Annotated in this window: 15 protein-coding genes; 4 read left to right on the plus strand and 11 right to left on the minus strand. The window is 54.0% G+C overall.

Annotated elements, in window-relative coordinates; translation table 11 throughout:
• From INF30_RS11275 to INF30_RS11290, 4 genes are read right to left on the minus strand one after another with little or no spacing between them, the layout of a single operon-like run.
• A complete protein-coding gene (locus INF30_RS11275; RefSeq protein ID WP_226395240.1) occupies positions 1–1,104 on the minus strand; it encodes an ABC transporter ATP-binding protein in 1,104 nt (367 codons plus the stop codon).
• A gap of 6 nt (positions 1,105–1,110) precedes the next feature.
• The gene (locus tag INF30_RS11280; protein ID WP_087173129.1) at positions 1,111–1,962 is read right to left on the minus strand and encodes a carbohydrate ABC transporter permease; all 852 of its coding nucleotides are present in this window, start codon (positions 1,960–1,962) and stop codon (positions 1,111–1,113) included.
• Positions 1,934–2,833 carry a carbohydrate ABC transporter permease gene (locus tag INF30_RS11285; protein WP_226395241.1) on the minus strand — a complete coding sequence of 300 codons (900 nt, stop codon included), beginning with the start codon at positions 2,831–2,833 and terminating at the stop codon, positions 1,934–1,936. The genes INF30_RS11280 and INF30_RS11285 overlap by 29 nt, the downstream gene beginning before the upstream one ends.
• 3 nt (positions 2,834–2,836) lie before the next feature.
• Positions 2,837–4,159, minus strand: a complete 1,323-nt coding sequence (locus INF30_RS11290) for an ABC transporter substrate-binding protein (protein ID WP_226395242.1) — start codon at positions 4,157–4,159, stop codon at positions 2,837–2,839.
• 287 nt (positions 4,160–4,446) lie between these two features.
• On the opposite strand from INF30_RS11290, the gene INF30_RS11295 reads away from it, so the two are divergent.
• Positions 4,447–5,472: a LacI family DNA-binding transcriptional regulator gene (locus INF30_RS11295; protein WP_226395243.1), complete on the plus strand. Its 1,026-nt coding sequence runs from the start codon at positions 4,447–4,449 to the stop codon at positions 5,470–5,472.
• A 56-nt stretch (positions 5,473–5,528) separates the two neighbouring features.
• Here the strand turns inward: INF30_RS11295 and dnaJ are convergent, their stop codons facing one another.
• The 4 genes from dnaJ to hrcA all read right to left on the minus strand — a co-directional run bounded on the left by dnaJ (position 5,529) and on the right by hrcA (position 10,558).
• Positions 5,529–6,713: a molecular chaperone DnaJ gene (gene dnaJ / locus INF30_RS11300; protein WP_226395244.1), complete on the minus strand. Its 1,185-nt coding sequence runs from the start codon at positions 6,711–6,713 to the stop codon at positions 5,529–5,531.
• Between the two features lie 161 nt (positions 6,714–6,874).
• Positions 6,875–8,764 (minus strand): molecular chaperone DnaK, encoded by a 1,890-nt coding sequence (gene dnaK / locus INF30_RS11305; RefSeq protein ID WP_226395245.1) that lies wholly within the window; start codon positions 8,762–8,764, stop codon positions 6,875–6,877.
• A 43-nt stretch (positions 8,765–8,807) separates the two neighbouring features.
• Positions 8,808–9,497 carry a nucleotide exchange factor GrpE gene (gene grpE / locus INF30_RS11310; protein ID WP_330601320.1) on the minus strand — a complete coding sequence of 230 codons (690 nt, stop codon included), beginning with the start codon at positions 9,495–9,497 and terminating at the stop codon, positions 8,808–8,810.
• 17 nt (positions 9,498–9,514) lie between these two features.
• Positions 9,515–10,558 (minus strand): heat-inducible transcriptional repressor HrcA, encoded by a 1,044-nt coding sequence (hrcA, locus tag INF30_RS11315; protein WP_226395246.1) that lies wholly within the window; start codon positions 10,556–10,558, stop codon positions 9,515–9,517.
• A 211-nt stretch (positions 10,559–10,769) separates the two neighbouring features.
• Here hrcA and INF30_RS11320 point away from each other — a divergent pair, with 211 nt between their 5' ends.
• A complete protein-coding gene (locus INF30_RS11320; RefSeq protein WP_226395247.1) occupies positions 10,770–11,687 on the plus strand; it encodes an RluA family pseudouridine synthase in 918 nt (305 codons plus the stop codon).
• Positions 11,688–11,759: 72 nt separating this feature from the next.
• Here INF30_RS11320 and INF30_RS11325 read toward each other — a convergent pair whose 3' ends face one another.
• From INF30_RS11325 to moaA, 3 genes are all read right to left on the minus strand, one after another.
• Positions 11,760–12,053 (minus strand): hypothetical protein, encoded by a 294-nt coding sequence (locus INF30_RS11325; RefSeq protein ID WP_226395248.1) that lies wholly within the window; start codon positions 12,051–12,053, stop codon positions 11,760–11,762.
• A gap of 74 nt (positions 12,054–12,127) precedes the next feature.
• Positions 12,128–13,066, minus strand: a complete 939-nt coding sequence (locus INF30_RS11330; protein ID WP_226395249.1) for a molybdopterin-binding protein — start codon at positions 13,064–13,066, stop codon at positions 12,128–12,130.
• Between the two features lie 4 nt (positions 13,067–13,070).
• Positions 13,071–14,057 (minus strand): GTP 3',8-cyclase MoaA, encoded by a 987-nt coding sequence (gene moaA, locus INF30_RS11335; RefSeq protein ID WP_226395250.1) that lies wholly within the window; start codon positions 14,055–14,057, stop codon positions 13,071–13,073.
• 181 nt (positions 14,058–14,238) lie between these two features.
• Here moaA and INF30_RS11340 point away from each other — a divergent pair, with 181 nt between their 5' ends.
• Both INF30_RS11340 and INF30_RS11345 read left to right on the plus strand, forming a co-directional pair.
• Positions 14,239–14,979, plus strand: a complete 741-nt coding sequence (locus INF30_RS11340) for an ABC transporter ATP-binding protein (protein ID WP_226395251.1) — start codon at positions 14,239–14,241, stop codon at positions 14,977–14,979.
• Positions 14,973–15,818, plus strand: coding sequence for an ABC transporter permease subunit (locus INF30_RS11345; protein ID WP_226395252.1), 846 nt, complete (start codon positions 14,973–14,975; stop codon positions 15,816–15,818). Before INF30_RS11340 ends, INF30_RS11345 begins: the two co-directional genes overlap by 7 nt.
• Positions 15,819–15,875: the final 57 nt, after the last annotated feature.

Raw genomic sequence — 15,875 nt, forward strand, 5'->3', positions numbered from 1 at the left:
TTACTGCATCTCCATGTAGTTGACGCCTGTCTCCTTGTCAAAGAAATGCATCTTTGATGGCATAAACACGAAGTCTATCCTGTCTCCTATCTGGCTGATCTCATACTTGGACACCCGGGCCACTGCCTGGGCCCCGCCGAAGCCAAAATACAGGTTGTTCTCGTTTCCCATGACCTCTGTGTCCGTGATGACCGCGTGGAGCCGGTTCTCCCCGTTGATCTCCATGTTCTGGGCGTCCATCTTGATGTCCTCTCCCCGGATGCCCAGGATCATCTCTCCCCGGCGTCCGTTCAGCTTCTTCAGCGTGCCCTCGGAGAGGGTGATGGAGTTGCCGTCGGCAAATGTCGCCGTGCCGTCCTCCACGGTCACGTCAAAGAAGTTCATCTGGGGCGAACCGATAAATCCCGCCACGAACTGGTTCACCGGGTGGTCGTAGAGCTCCATGGGCTTTCCGACCTGCTGGATCACGCCCTCCTTCATGATGACGATCCGGTCCGCCATGGTCATGGCCTCCACCTGGTCGTGGGTGACGTAGATGGTGGTGGCTCCCAGCTCCCGGTGGATCTTGCTGATCTCTGTCCTCATGCTGACCCTGAGCTTGGCGTCCAGGTTGGAGAGGGGCTCGTCCATGAGGAACAGCTTCTGGTTCTTCACGATGGCCCTTCCGAGGGCCACCCTCTGGCGCTGGCCGCCGGAGAGGTTCTTGGGCTTGCGGTAGCGGTACTCCTCCAGGCCCAGCATCTCAATGGCCCAGTCCACCTTCTTCCTGATCTCATCCGCGGGCATTTTCATGTTCTTCAGGCCGTAGCCGATGTTCTTCTCCACCGTCATGTGGGGGTAGAGGGCATAGTTCTGGAACACCATGGCGATGCCCCTGTCCCTGGGCGCCACCTCGTTCATCTTTTTTCCGTCTATGAACAGCTCTCCCCCGGTGATCTCCTCAAAACCCGCGATCATGCGCAGGGTGGTGGACTTGCCGCAGCCGGAGGGGCCGACGAAGGCGATGAACTCCTTCTCCTCGATATTGAGATTTAAATTTTCCACTGTGTCCTTATCTGATCCGGGATATCTTTTACATACATTCTTAAATTCTATGAAACTCATCTTCTCTTATCCTTCCTTTGAACCTGTTGATGTCACACCCTCCACGATCTGTTTGGAGAACAGAGAGTAGATGATGATGACAGGGATTGTTACAAGCGTGATGACCGCGAGAGTCTGTCCCATCGTCGTGTTTTCATTGGACGTGATGGAGTTCAGACCGATCTGGGCTGTCAGCATGTCGCTGGATGTAAATACGAGCGCCGGCCACAGGTAGTCGTTCCACACATTCAGGAACGTGAATACGCTGACTGTCGCCACCACTGTCTTGGACATGGGGATGACCATGGTGAAGAAGTATTTCACAGGTCCGCAGAAGTCCAGCTGCGCCGCCTCGTACACGTCGTCCGGGAGGCTTACGAACACCTGCCGGAACAGGAAGATGTTGAAGGGGTTGACGATGGACGGCAGGATGTAGCCCAGGATCGTGTTCAAAAGTCCCGCTTTGGCGATGATCAGGAAGTGGATGGTGATGACCGTCTCTGTGGGCACGATCAGCAGCATCATGATGATCAAAAGCCACTGCTCCCGGAAGGGGAAATCGATCTTCGCCAAGGCGTACCCCGCAAGGCCGTTCACAATGATGCCAAGCACGATCAGGATGGCCGCGTAGAGGAGGGTGTTGCCCATATACCGCAGGAAACTGGTGTTTGTGATGATCTCTATGTAGTTGTCAAAGAAATTTCCGTCCAGCGCCGGCGGGATGAAGGCCGCGATGGAATTCATGTCCGCCGTGATTGCCGCGTCCGGCTTGAAGGAGTTGGCCAGCATCCAGATCACCGGGAACAGGAAGAAGATGGAAAGGACCAGCAGCACAGCTACCAGGATCCAGTTAATTCGCCTTTGCTTTTTTGATACCATGCTTTTTCTCCTCCTTGTCCTTAGTCAGTACATTCTGGATGATCGTGAGAATGACCACAAATACGGTGAATACGATAGCCATTGTGGACGCCAGGCCCATCTCCCAGTTCACGGTGCCGGTCTCGTAAATGTCGTACACGATGGTGTAGGTCGAGTGGTCCGGCCCGCCTCCTGTCATGACCATGGGCTGCACCAGCATGCGGAACGCGCCGATGGTGACCGTGATGAACACGAACACGCAGAGGGGCTTCAGCTCCGGCAGGGTGATGTCCTTAAACTGCTGCCATGCGCTGGCGTGGTCCATCTCCGCCGCCTCGTAGAGGGCCGGGTTGATGTTCTGCAGGCCGCCCAGGAAGATGATCATCTGGTAGCCCACGCCCTGCCATACGCTCATGACGGCGATGGAGGGGAGGGCCTGGCTGGCGCTGTGGATAAAGGGCTGGGCGTCGATGCCAAAGTTTGCCAGCAGGGTGTTCAGGATACCCTCCGGGCTGTAGATCTGCATCCACAGGGTGGAGACGACCGCCAGGGACATGACTACGGGCACGAAGAACGCCACCTTGAAGTATTTCTTGCAGTGGGCCGCCTTGTTGATGGCCAGCGCCAGCACCAGAGCCCCGATGCACTGGCAGGGCACGATGATGACGACAAATTTGACTGTGTTCAAAAAGGACTGTACAAAGAGCTCGTCCTTAAAAATATTAAAGTAGTTTTCCAGTCCCACAAAGTGGGTGAGCTCCGGGTTCAGCGCGAAGTAGTCGGTAAAGCTGAACACGAATGTGAGCGCCATCGGCAGAAAGAGAAAGATGGTCAGCAGCACGAGCGCGGGGCCGAAAAACGCCATTCCCAAAATTGAATTCTTCTTTTTCATTCCTTACTCCCTTGTATAACGTTCCAGTTTCTGATCGATCCGTTCCACCTGCTTATCCAGCTCGGTCCGGGCGTCCTTGCCTCCCAGGGCCACGCTCTCCAGTACCTCCTGGAAGGAAGTGCTCACCTGGGGGTAGACCGGGGTCTTCGGCCTCGGGTGCCCGTAGTTGGTGAGCTGCTGGTACAGGGCGCTGTAATTTTCATCTGTCTGGAACACGTCGATGTTTTCAAATGCCTCGTAGGTGGACGGGAAGTTCTTCGTCATATCCCAGATGCGGATCCCGCTGTCCACGCCGCTCATCCACTTCACCAGCTCTGTGGCCGCGTCGATGTCCGTCGCCTCGGAGGAGGCAGCGAAGGCCCAGGAGCCCGTGGGCGTGTAGGTCCCGCCGTCCCAGTCGTCGCTGACCACATAGGGCGCCACCCCCAGGTTGAGATCCGGGTAGCTGGTGTACACGGTGTTGACCTCCCAGGCCCCGTCGAACTTGAAGGCCGCCCGCCCGCTCTCAAAGAGGTGGTCGATGGGGGCCTCGGACATGTAGCCATTTTCTACGACAGTCCGGAAGAACTCCATGGCCTCCTTAGTCTGGTCTGAGTTGAAATATCCGTCCACTGTCAGCCCGTCGTCGCTGACAAGCTCACCGCCGCCGGACCACACGAAGGGCGCGTAGTAGTAGATGCTCGTCTCGCCCACCGGGAAGGTCATATCCAGGCAGTACCCGTCCTTCTCCTCCATGAGGGGCTTCAACTCCTCCAGGATCTCGAGGAACTGGGACCAGGTCCAGGGATGGTCCGCATCCGGTATCTCGATGCCCGCCTCCTCGATGATGTCCTTGTTATAGTAGAAGCCCACGCTGGACTCCATGACTCCCAGGGCGTACAGCTCATCGTTTACTGTCCCCTGCTCGATGATGGAGGGCAGATACTCGCTCTCCTCCTCCTCGGTCAGGTCCGCCAGGGGCTGGATGATCCCGTTGGCCGCGTAGGCCGAGATATTGGGCCCGTCCACAGTGAGCACGTCCGGCAGTCCCCCCGACATGACGGAGGCGTTGACTTTGTCCGAGTAGCCTCCCCCGCTGTCGTTCCTGGGCACGAACTCGATATCCGCGAAATACTGCCCGTCGTAGGCCTCGTTGAAGGTGTCCACAGACTCCTTGTAGGCCTGTCCTTCCTCTGTGTCCTCGATGGAGTGGACCCATATGGAGAGGTATTCCTCCCCCTCATCGTAGCCTGCCACCTCCCCCGGCTGCGGGTCTTTCTGCTGACAGCCGGTGAGGCAGGCCGCCGCCAGGACCGCTCCGGTCAGGCACAGCCTCCATTTCTTCATCACATCTCCTCCTTTATAAAACTCTTTTTGCGTGTAACCGTTTTAGTTACCGGTTAAGTAACCGGTTCCTTTAATAAAATCATATCCCTCTGAAAGCCGGATGTCAACAGAAAAATGGGGTTTCGTCGCTTCTGCCATTTTTTATCCCTCCAATTTGTGCACCTTTCACAAAACCGGTTTTGTTACCGGTTACTTTATTGATTATACGGTCTTTTTTCTGTTATACTACAAGCAGTATTTAAACCTGCTTCCTCCGGGGAGCCAAAGAAAAGGGGATCGGAAATCATATGAAAGCGAAAAAAGTGACATTTGCAGACATAGCGGCCTACACCGGCTTTTCCAAGACGACCATCTCCCGCTACTTCAACAACCCGGACTCCCTCACCCTGGAGAACCAGCAGAAGATCGCGGACGCCCTGGTGGCTCTTGACTACAAGGAGAACAAGGTGGGCAGGATCCTGGCCAGCGGCCAGACGGAGTTCGTTGGGGTCATCATCCCCAACCTGTACATGCACTACTACTCGGAGATGCTCAGCCAGATCCTCTCCACCTACGAGACATACGGCTACAAGTTCCTCGTCTTCTCGGGAAATGCCAAAGCTGATGTGGAGCGCAGATACATCGAGGAGCTGCTGGCCTACAATATAGAGGGCATGATCATCCTAAGCCCCACTATCTCCTCCCGGGAGCTGGCCTCCTACCACGTCCCAGTGGTGGGTATCGAGCGGGAGGACGAGTTCATATCCAGCGTCAACACGGACAACTACATGGGCGGCGTCCAGGCTGCCGGGCTCCTGCGAAAAAGCGGCTGCGACATCCTGATCCACGTAAATGCCAAAATGCCCGACTCCGTCCCCGCCTCCGGCCGTGTCCATGGCTTTGAGGACACCTGCCGGGATTATCACGTCCCCTACGAGCTCATCCTGACTCACATGGGAAATACGTTCGATGAAAACAAGGCAAAGGTGCTGGAGCTGATAGACTATATGGAGGAGAAATATCCCGCCCAGAAAAAAGGTGTCTTCATGCCCAACGACACTCATGCAAACGTGCTCCTCAACGCCCTCATGCAAAAATACGGAAAACTGCCGGACACCTACCAAATCATCGGCTTTGACAACTCTCCTATCTCGCGGGAGGCAGTCATCCCCATCAGCACAGTGGGACAGCAGATCTCCGTCATTGCAGACCAGGCCATGGAGCTCCTGTCTGAGCAGATGGCAGAGCGGAAAAAGAGAAGACCGGCGCCCCAGAGGGAACCGGTCCACAGGGTCATCCCGCCGGTGCTGATCCGCAGGGACACGACCATATAGAGCTGCCGTATAAGACGACTGCACAAAACGACTGTATAAAAGGGAGGCCCTGATGACTAATCATCAAAGGCCTCCTTCACTTTATCCATAAATCCCTTTTTCTTTTTCTTGTGGTTTTCCAGCTCCTCCGGTGTCTGGTTCAGCGTGTTGCCGGAGAGGGCATCAAACTGGCGCAGGGCTTCTTTGGCTTCCGCGCTCAGGTGCTCCGGTGTCTGGATGACCAGCGTCACATAGTGGTCGCCTCTCACCTGGGAATTGCGCACAGAGGGCACGCCCTTTCCGCGCAGGCGGACTTTTGTGTCTGTCTTTGTGCCTGCCTTTACGTTGTACACAACATCTCCATCCACTGTCTTTATTCGGATATCACCGCCCAGTGCCGCCTGTGCAAAGGAGATAGGCACGGTAGAAAAGATGTTCATATCCTGTCGCATAAAAATAGGATGACGGGACACCGCAACCTCCACGAGCAGATCGCCTCTGGGGCCTCCATTTACGCCGGGCTCGCCCTTCTCCCGGATGCGGACACTCTGGCCGTTGTCTATACCGGCCGGGATAGTCACAGCAATCTTCTTTTTGCTGGAAATATAGCCCGTGCCGCCGCAGTCCGGACACTTGTCCTTGATGATCTGGCCGCTTCCATGACAGTCCGGACAGGTCTGTACATTCTGCACTGTGCCGAAGAAAGACTGCTGGGTATAGACAACCTGACCCTTCCCGCCGCACTTGGGACATGTCTGGGGTGATGTCCCCGGTTTCGCCCCTGTGCCGCTGCACTTGGGACAGGGATCCTTCAGAACAACATCAATCTCTTTCTCACAGCCAAATACCGCCTCCTCAAATGTAATGCGGACGCTCTTGCGGATATTCATTCCTTTCATTGGCCCCTGGTTTGCCCTGCCGGACCGGCGGCCCCCGCCAAACAGATCTCCGAAAATATCTCCGAAGATATCACTGAAATCAGCACCGCTGAAATCAAATCCCCCGAAACCTCCGGCTCCGCCGGCGCCGCCCTCAAATGCAGCATGGCCAAACTGGTCATACTGACGGCGTTTTTCCGGGTCACTTAAGATTGCATAGGCTTCTGAGGCTTCTTTGAATTTCTGCTCCGCCTCTTTGTCTCCGGGGTTCATATCAGGATGATATTTTTTAGCTACCTTCCTATATGCTTTTTTCAGAGTTGCCTCGTCCGCATCCTTGCTGACGCCCAGCACCTCATAGTAATCTCTCTTTGACTCTGCCATTCTCTATCAACCTTTCGTTTTATTCAGGAACATGCTGCCCACAAGGCCTCAGTCCGAAGCCTGTGTTTGCAGACAAAGTTCTGCGGGATCCGCAGGAAGTGGATTTCTTCCCCTTTCGGATTCCGCAGAACATGTTTCCTTTGAGATCTTATCTCTTAGTCTTAGACCTCTTTGTAATCTCCGTCTACCACATCATCGCTGCCGTAGCCTTCCGGACCTGCTCCGGCTCCTGTGTCAGCGCCTGCTCCCGGGTTCGGGCCTGCTCCGGCACCTGCGTTTGCGCCAGCTCCCATCTGCTCATACATCTTTGCAAATACTTTCTGTGCGCTCTGTGTCAGTTTTTCTTTGCCGGCTTTGATCTCTGCGATCTGTGCATCAGATATATCATCCATGTTTACTTTTTCCAGTAGCTCTTTCAGAGCCTTGCAGTCAGCTTCTACAGCTGCCTTCTCGGAAGCGTCGATCTTGTCGCCTACTTCCTCGAGAGCTTTCTCTGTCTGGAATACAAATGCGTCTGCATCGTTCTTTGTGTCAATACCTTCTTTGCGCTTCTTGTCCTGTGCCTCGAAAGCTGCTGCCTCTTTTACAGCCTTATCAATCTCTTCATCAGACATGTTGGAACCTGCTGTGATGGTGATGTGCTGCTCTTTTCCTGTTCCAAGGTCCTTAGCGGAAACATTTACAATACCGTTTGCATCAATATCGAATGTAACTTCGATCTGCGGGATTCCGCGCGGTGCCGGCGGGATTCCGTCCAGTCTGAACTGGCCGAGGGACTTGTTGTCTCTTGCGAACTGTCTCTCACCCTGTACCACATTGATGTCAACAGCTGTCTGGTTGTCTGCCGCTGTGGAGAAGATCTGGCTCTTCTTTGTAGGAATTGTTGTATTTCTCTCAATCAGCCTTGTAGCGACACCGCCCATTGTCTCGATGGAAAGGGACAGCGGAGTAACATCCAGAAGAAGGATATCACCTGCGCCGGCGTCTCCGGAAAGCTTTCCGCCCTGGATGGAAGCACCAAGTGCCACGCACTCGTCAGGGTTCAGGGATTTGCTGGGCTCTTTGCCTGTGAGCTGTTTTACCTTGTCCTGTACAGCCGGGATACGTGTGGAACCGCCTACCAGCAGTACCTGACCCAGCTCAGAAGCTGTGATACCTGCATCGGAGAGAGCTCTCTGTACAGGCTCTGCTGTCTTCTCCACCAGGTCGTGTGTCAGCTCGTCGAATTTTGCTCTTGTAAGGTTCATATCAAAGTGCTTCGGTCCCTCAGCTGTAGCTGTGATGAACGGAAGGTTGATGTTTGTTGTTGTAGCGGAGGAGAGCTCTTTCTTTGCTTTCTCAGCCGCCTCTTTCAGTCTCTGGAGAGCCATCTTGTCTGTGGAAAGGTCAACGCCTTCCATTCTCTTGAACTCAGAGATCATATAGTCTGTGATCTTCTGGTCGAAGTCATCACCGCCCAGTCTGTTGTTTCCAGCTGTTGAGAGAACTTCGATGACACCGTCGCCGATCTCGATGATAGATACATCGAATGTACCGCCGCCGAGGTCATATACCATAATCTTCTGCTCTTTTTCATTGTCAAGGCCGTATGCCAGGGCTGCTGCTGTAGGCTCGTTGATGATACGTTTTACATCCAGGCCTGCGATCTTGCCGGCATCTTTTGTAGCCTGACGCTGAGCATCGTTGAAGTAAGCAGGAACTGTGATGACAGCCTCTGTCACTTTCTCTCCGAGGTATCCTTCTGCGTCAGCTTTCAGCTTCTGAAGGATCATAGCGGAGATCTCCTGCGGAGAATATTTCTTTCCGTCGATGGATACCTTGTAATCAGATCCCATCTCTCTTTTGATAGAAGAAATTGTCTTCTCAGCGTTTGTAACTGCCTGACGTTTTGCAGGCTCACCTACCAGACGCTCTCCCGTCTTTGTAAATGCAACTACAGACGGTGTGGTTCTTGCGCCTTCTGTATTAGCGATGACTACCGGCTGTCCACCTTCCATAACGGCGACACAGCTGTTTGTTGTACCTAAGTCAATACCAATGATTTTTCCCATGATTAATTCCTCCTGTTATATTTTAAATTTCGTTGTTTGCTTTTTAGTTGGCCACCTTCACCATGCTGTGTCTCACAACACTGTCACGGTACATGTAACCTTTCTGGAATTCTTCAGCCACAATGTTCTCACCAAAGCTGTCATCCTCCACATGCATCACTGCATTGTGGAAATCCGGGTTGAATTCCTGTCCCACTGCCTCGATCGGCTTGACACCAATCTCTGCCAGTGTGGTCATCATCTGTTTGTACACCTTATCCATGCCCTGCATGAAGGGGTGGTCCTTCTCCTCCTCTTTCACTGCATCCAGCCCTCTCTCGAAGCTGTCCACAACGGGGAGGATCTTCTCTATGATATCTTTCGCTCCAACTTCATACATCTGGGATTTCTCCCTCTCTGTACGCTTGCGGAAGTTATCAAACTCAGCCATCTGTCTTGTGAGCTTATCTGTCAGCTCCTCGATCTTCTCATCTTTTTTATCTTTCTTCTTTCTGCCAAAAAATTTCTTTCCCTCGGTCTTTTCCTCCTCGGAGGAAACTTCCTCGTCATCCTCTTTCGGGCTCTCTGTGCTGTCTTTCTCAGCTTTCTCCGCGTCTTCTGCGGAGGATTCGCCGCCTTCGCCCTGATCTTCCTGCTGGGCAGCGGTCTTCTTGGCCTCTTCCACAGCCTCTTTTACCATATCTTCCTGGCTTTTTTCCTGATTTACTTCTTTGCTGTTTTTATTTTCTTCCAAGGGTCCATCCACCTTTCTTATTCTTTATTATGGAAAATCGCATCCAACTCACCCTGCAGGTGTTTCAGCGATTTTAACACATGTTCGTAATCCATACGCTTCGGGCCAATGATACCTATCGTTCCCTTCATGCCGTCCCCCAATTCATACGTAGCTGTGACGACACTGCAGTCTTTCATGGTCTGCACCGGTGTCTCGTCTCCGATATACACCTGGATGCCTGTGTTGTCTTCCTGGGAAAGAGTCTGGGTAACCAGCTCTGTGAGCTGCTGCTTTTCCTCAAAGGCACTGATGATCTCCTGTGCGCTCTTCTTGTCGCTGAGCTCCGGATATTTGAAAATATTCGTGGCCCCGCTGGTGTAGATCTGCATATCTTCATCTAACTGGATGGCATCTGCCACCGCATCGAGCACATCGCTGATCACCGCGCTGTGGATGCCTGCCTGTTCCTTCAGCCTTGCTATCAGTCCCAGGTTGATCTCCTCAATGGACATACCGTTCAGTGTGGTATTGAGCAGCATGTTCAGCTTCAGAAGATTTTCATTGCCAAGCGGCTCATCTACATTGATGATCTTGTTCTTGATAACATTTCCTCCAAGCACGATCACCGCAATGATCTGCTCATCGTCCACCTGGGAGAGCTGAATGAATTTCAGCTTATTGGCGCTGTTCATGGGAGTGGAAACCATGGTCGCATAGTTGGTGTTCGCCGCCAGAACTCTTGCGGCCTGCTTCAGGAGCTGATCCATCTTGTCTGCTTTATCCAGCATCTGCTCCTGCATCTCATTAAGCTCCTGTTCCTTCTCCTCCATCAGCATATCCACATATAGGCGGTATCCCTTGTCAGAAGGGATCCTTCCCGCTGATGTATGGGGCTGCAGGATATATCCCAGCTCTTCCAGATCCGCCATCTCATTTCGGATCGTCGCAGAGCTCAAATTCAGGTCCGTGTACTTGGAAATGGTCCTGGAACCTACCGGCTCCCCTGTCTCCAGGTAGTTCTGGATGATCGCATGAAGGATTTTCAGTTTTCTCTCACCCAGTCCGTCTCTGACCTGCATCCTGGCTGCCTCCTTTTTATTGTTAGCACTCATTTAGTACGAGTGCTAATCTCTACGGTTACTAATGTATCACTCTGGTTTTTGTTTGTCAACAGGATTTATAAATTTTTTACACTTTACGTGAAATTTATGAAAATTCTTATTTTATATGCTATACTCTAGTTCTGACCTGGCCCATGCGGCCAGATTCTGCCTGAAAGGAAGGACAAAAATGGACAGAACCATAGACTATATAATAGGAAAAGAAGAAGACGGCCTACGGGTGGAACAGGTTCTCAGGCGAAAAGGCTACTCCCGCCAGAATCTCTCTGTCATAAAAAGGATGCCCCAGAGCATCCTTGTAAACGGTGTACATGCTTATATGCGCGGACAGGTACAGACAGGAGACGCCCTGAGAGTCCAGATCCACGAGACCGGAGTCTCCGGGAAAATACCGCCCATACATCTGCCCCTGGATATCGTATATGAAGATGAAGATATCATCGTCATCAACAAGGCGGCAGGCATGCCCATACACCCCTCCATGAACAACTACACCAATTCCATGGCAAACGCCCTTGCCTGGTACTACAAAGAGCAGGGCAAACCCTTCATCTTCCGCTGCTCCAACCGGCTGGACCGGGATACCTCCGGCCTGACTGTGGTGGCAAAGCACCTGGTCAGCGCCGGCATTCTCTCCACCATGACAGCAGAAAAGATCCTGGAGCGGGAGTATCTGGCCATTGTATCCGGACACGTATCTCCCTCCGCCGGCACCATCTGTGCCCCTTTAGCCCGCAAGGGCACCTCCATCATCGAGCGGATAGTGGATTTTGAAAAGGGGGAGGAGGCGGTCACTCACTATGAGACGCTGGGGCACTACGGCCCCCACAGCCTTGTAAAACTGAAGCTGGAAACCGGCCGCACCCACCAGATCCGGGTCCACATGCAGTATCTGGGCTATCCTCTCATCGGAGACTACCTCTACAATCCGGATATGACGCACATCAGCCGGCAGGCTCTCCACTCCCACCGGCTGTCCTTTCCCCATCCCATGACCAGGGAACCTATGGAATTCACTGCTCCTCTGCCGGAGGATATGCAGGAAGTGCTCCGGGTCACATCGTCCTCTCCAGCTTCACAAGAGTGAAAAAGAAGACCCCGGAACCATTTTCTCTTCTCCGGGATCTTCTCTTTGCACGTCCGCTTTCTGCACGCTCTTTTAGCTCAGTTCGATCTTTGCAGCCTCCTCAGGCTTAAAAGCATTGTCCAGATCATAGATATTGTGTCCGGTAGACTCACCCAATACTCTTCCCTCCAGGGAATAGCAGCGGATAAAGCGCTTGGGGGCAATGCTGGACCAGTGCTCCACATCCCAGGTCATGTACCCGTCCTCATCCGACTTTTTCTCCTTCAGGTACAGATCCACCTGGCGTCCATCCTGCATGATCTTGATAAGTTCCTTGTAATCAGCGATCTCCACGTCTTCCTTTTTTACTGTGTCGTAAATCTTCATCTCTCTCTCCTCCTGCCCTCCCCGGGCTGTCGTTCTAGCATCAGTGTACGCTTTTCGCCGCTGTATGGCAAGCCTTATTTTCTCCCGCACTCGCCCGCTGTCCCCCGCAGGACCTCAAGCCCGTGGCCCAGCTGGGGCAGGAGGAACTCCAGCGCCTCTCTCACCGCCTTGGGGCTGCCGGGAAGATTGACGATCAACGTCCCGCCGCGGATACCGGACACAGCCCGGCTGAACATAGCCCTGGGGGTGATGGACATGGAATAGTTCCGTATGGCCTGCGCGATCCCGTCAGCCATCCGGTCGCAGGCGGCGATGGTGGCTTCCGGTGTCAGGTCCCTGGGCGAAAAGCCGGTGCCCCCCGTGGTAAAGATCACATGGACCTGCCGCTGGTCAGCCAGACGGATGAGCTGGCTCTTCAGAGGTTCCACACCATCGGCCAGGAGCAGCTGCTCTTTGACCTCATAGCCCGCCTGCGCCAGCATCTCCGCCACCAGCGGGCCGCTCCTGTCCTCCCGTTCCCCCTTGGCTCCCTTGTCGCTGAGGGTGATCACAGCCGCGGTAAAAGGAAGGTCCGACGCAGGCATCTCTGCTTGCACCTGGTCTCCCTTTTGGATGCGTCCCCCCTTTATCACCTGGGCGAACACGCCCTCCCGAGGCATGATGCAGTCCCCCATGCGCCTGTAGATCTCACAGTGGCTGTGGCACTCTTTTCCGATCTGGGTCAGCTCCAGGACAACCTCACTGCCCACCATAAGGCGGGTTCCCACCGGAAGCGCCCGCAGGTCCATCCCTTCTATAATGAGGTTTTCCCCGAAGGCTCCCGGATCTACCTCCGCTCCCCTCCTGCGGAAATCCTCGATCTTTTCAAAAGAGAGAAGGCTAACCTGGCGGTGCCAGTTTCCTGCGTGGGCATCTCCCTCAATTCCCCAGTCCTCTCTGAGGACCGCCTCTCCCACAGGAGTTTTGACCGTCCCCCGCTTTTTACTGATACATATCTCCAAAAGTCTGCTCAACTTCTCATCCTCCGATCCTGTTCATATTCTTCTGCTCTGTTCCCTCTTCCGCGGCCCGGCCAAACTGGTGGCAGGCCGGCTTCTCCCAGACCGTCTGCCGGATCGCCGATCGGATCTCCTGGTCAGACGCCCCCTGCCGCAGGAGCCGCCGCAGATCTGTCCCTTCCGCGTACTGAAGACAGGGCTTTAAAAACCCCTCCGCACTCAGCCTGACCCGGTTGCACTCGCCGCAGAACTTGTGAGAAAGGGCGCTGATAAACCCGATCCTTCCCCGGAATCCCTCAAAGGTCACGTAAGAGGCAGGGCCATTCCCCGCCGGAGCCTCCCTGCTGTCTGCCTTCTTTTCCGATCCAAATGTATCCCGCAGGCTCCGAAGTACCTCCTCCTGGCTGCACAAAGGGAAATTTTTCCCCAGGCCCACCGGCATCATCTCGATAAAACGCACATCGATCTCCCGGTCTTTTGCAAGCTTTGCCAGGCTGCACCACTGCTCCTGGCTGTCTCCCGCAAGGGGCACACAGTTGAGCTTTACCCGTATCTGGGGAAATTCTTTCATTTTCTCCAGGCTGGCAAGTACCTTCTCCAGCCCGTCTCGCCTTGTAATAGCACGGTACTGTTCCCGGTCCAGCGTATCCAGGCTGACGTTCACAGCCTGGATTCCTGCTGCCGCCAGCTGTGCAATCTGCTCTCCCAGAAGGATCCCATTGGTGGTCAGCGTCACCTCCTCCACCTGATCCAGCGCCGTCAGCATGGACACCAGACTGTGCAGCTCCCTTCTCACAAGAGGTTCCCCTCCTGTCAGCTTGATCCTTGTGATCCCCAGCCCGGCGGCAATCCGGGCAATGCGCGTGATCTCCTGGTAGGTGAGGATCTCACTGTGGGAAATCTGCTCTACTCCCTCCGCCGGCATGCAGTAGACACAGCGAAGATTGCAGCGGTCCGTCACCGAAATTCTCATATAGTTGATCGATCTTCCATATTGATCTGTCATAAACGTATCCTATCTCCCTGCGAAGCGGCGGCCTGCCCTCTACAGAGCCGTCTTTATCCAGAACTAAGTTTAACTGCATACGAAAAAAAAGGCAAGCCATGCTTGACATTTCATTCGCCTTGTCATATTATTGTACTATGTAAGTAATACATTAATACAAATCTGCAAAGGAGGCACACACATGGAACAAGTGATCTTAAAGACAAACCACCTCACAAAACGCTACGGCCACCGAGCCGTTGTAGAAAATCTGTCCATGACCATATATAAGGGGGACATCTACGGATTTATCGGAAAAAACGGAGCCGGAAAGACAACTCTCATCCGCATGGTGACCGGCCTTGCCGCCCCCAGCGACGGCAGCATCCAGCTCTTCGGGAGTGGCAGTCTCCTGGAGGGGCGCCGCAGGATCGGCACAGTCATCGAGGCGCCGGCCTTCTATCCCGGCATGACCGCCCGGGAGAACATCGTCGCTTTCTCCAAGCTCCAGGGGCTCCACGATTTCTCCCACACAGAGGACCTGCTCGAGCTGGTCGGTCTGACTCATACAGGGAAGAAAAAGTGCAGGAACTTCTCGCTCGGCATGAAACAGCGCCTGGCCATCGCCATCGCACTCATAGGGGACCCGGAGCTCCTCATCCTGGATGAGCCCACCAACGGCCTGGACCCGGAGGGCATGAAGGAGGTCCGGGACCTGATCTTGAAGCTGAACCAGGAAAAAGGCATCACAGTCCTCGTATCCAGCCACATCCTTGGAGAACTGTCCAAATTTGCCACCCGCTACGGCATCATCCACCACGGGAAGCTGATCGAGGAGTTCACAGAGGAGGATCTGTGGCGCAGGTGCGCGGGGACCGGCCGCCAGGACATTGATCTGGAAGACTACTTTTTAAGCAGGATCGGAGGGAAACAGGCATGTTAAATTTAATAAGAAGCGACATTTTTAAACTGAGAAAGGCAAAGTATTTCTGGATACTGCTGTTCATCAACATCCTCCTGGCTGTCGGCACTGTCTATCTGCTGGACTTCACCTACAAGCTGGCCGGGGACTCCATGGAAGCCCAGCTCACACAGGAGCAGGCCGCCCTCGACGACGCGGGCATGAATGTGTCCGTGGAAGGCATTCCCACAGGCCACGACCAGCTCAGCGCCTCCGGCCAGCTGCTGACCTTCTTTGCGGGAAACACCACGCTGCTTATGGCTGTCCTCATCTCGCTCTTTGTCGGGAGCGAATTCAACAACGGGACTGTCAAGATCATCGCCTCCCGAAATTACAGCCGACTGAAGATCTACCTGTCCAAACTGTTTGTAGGCATCCTGGCCTCCGTCCTCTTCACCCTGGTGTTTGTCCTGGCTGCCACCATGACCGCCACGGCTCTCTGGGGCTTTGGGGATGTATCCGGCTCCTATGCTTCCCAGCTGCTGCTGAAAGGAGCTCTGGAACTGCTTCTGGGCGCCTCCTACGTGTCCCTCTTTGTCATGTTCAGTTTTCTGATCCGGCAAAACGGGGGCTCTCTGGCTGCCAACATCTGCTTTCTGGAATTCACTTCCCTCGTGGTCACCTTAGGGGAGATGCTTATCCACCATTTTCTCGGCAGGACAGTCACCCTGTCAGACTACCTGCCGGACATGTGCATGACAGCCCTCACCCAGAATCCTGACAGGAATACGCTCCTGCGAGCCGCCCTGGTGGGAGTTTGCTTCCTGCTTGTGCCCACTCTTGTCGGGGCAGCCAACTTTCGGAAGAGGGATATTAAGTAATTCAAAAAAACACTGCGCAAGACTTACGTCTTCACAGTGTTTTTTATTATCCGTATT

The organism is Claveliimonas monacensis, from assembly GCF_014982975.1.
GTDB classification, from domain to species: Bacteria; Bacillota; Clostridia; order Lachnospirales; family Lachnospiraceae; genus Claveliimonas; species Claveliimonas monacensis.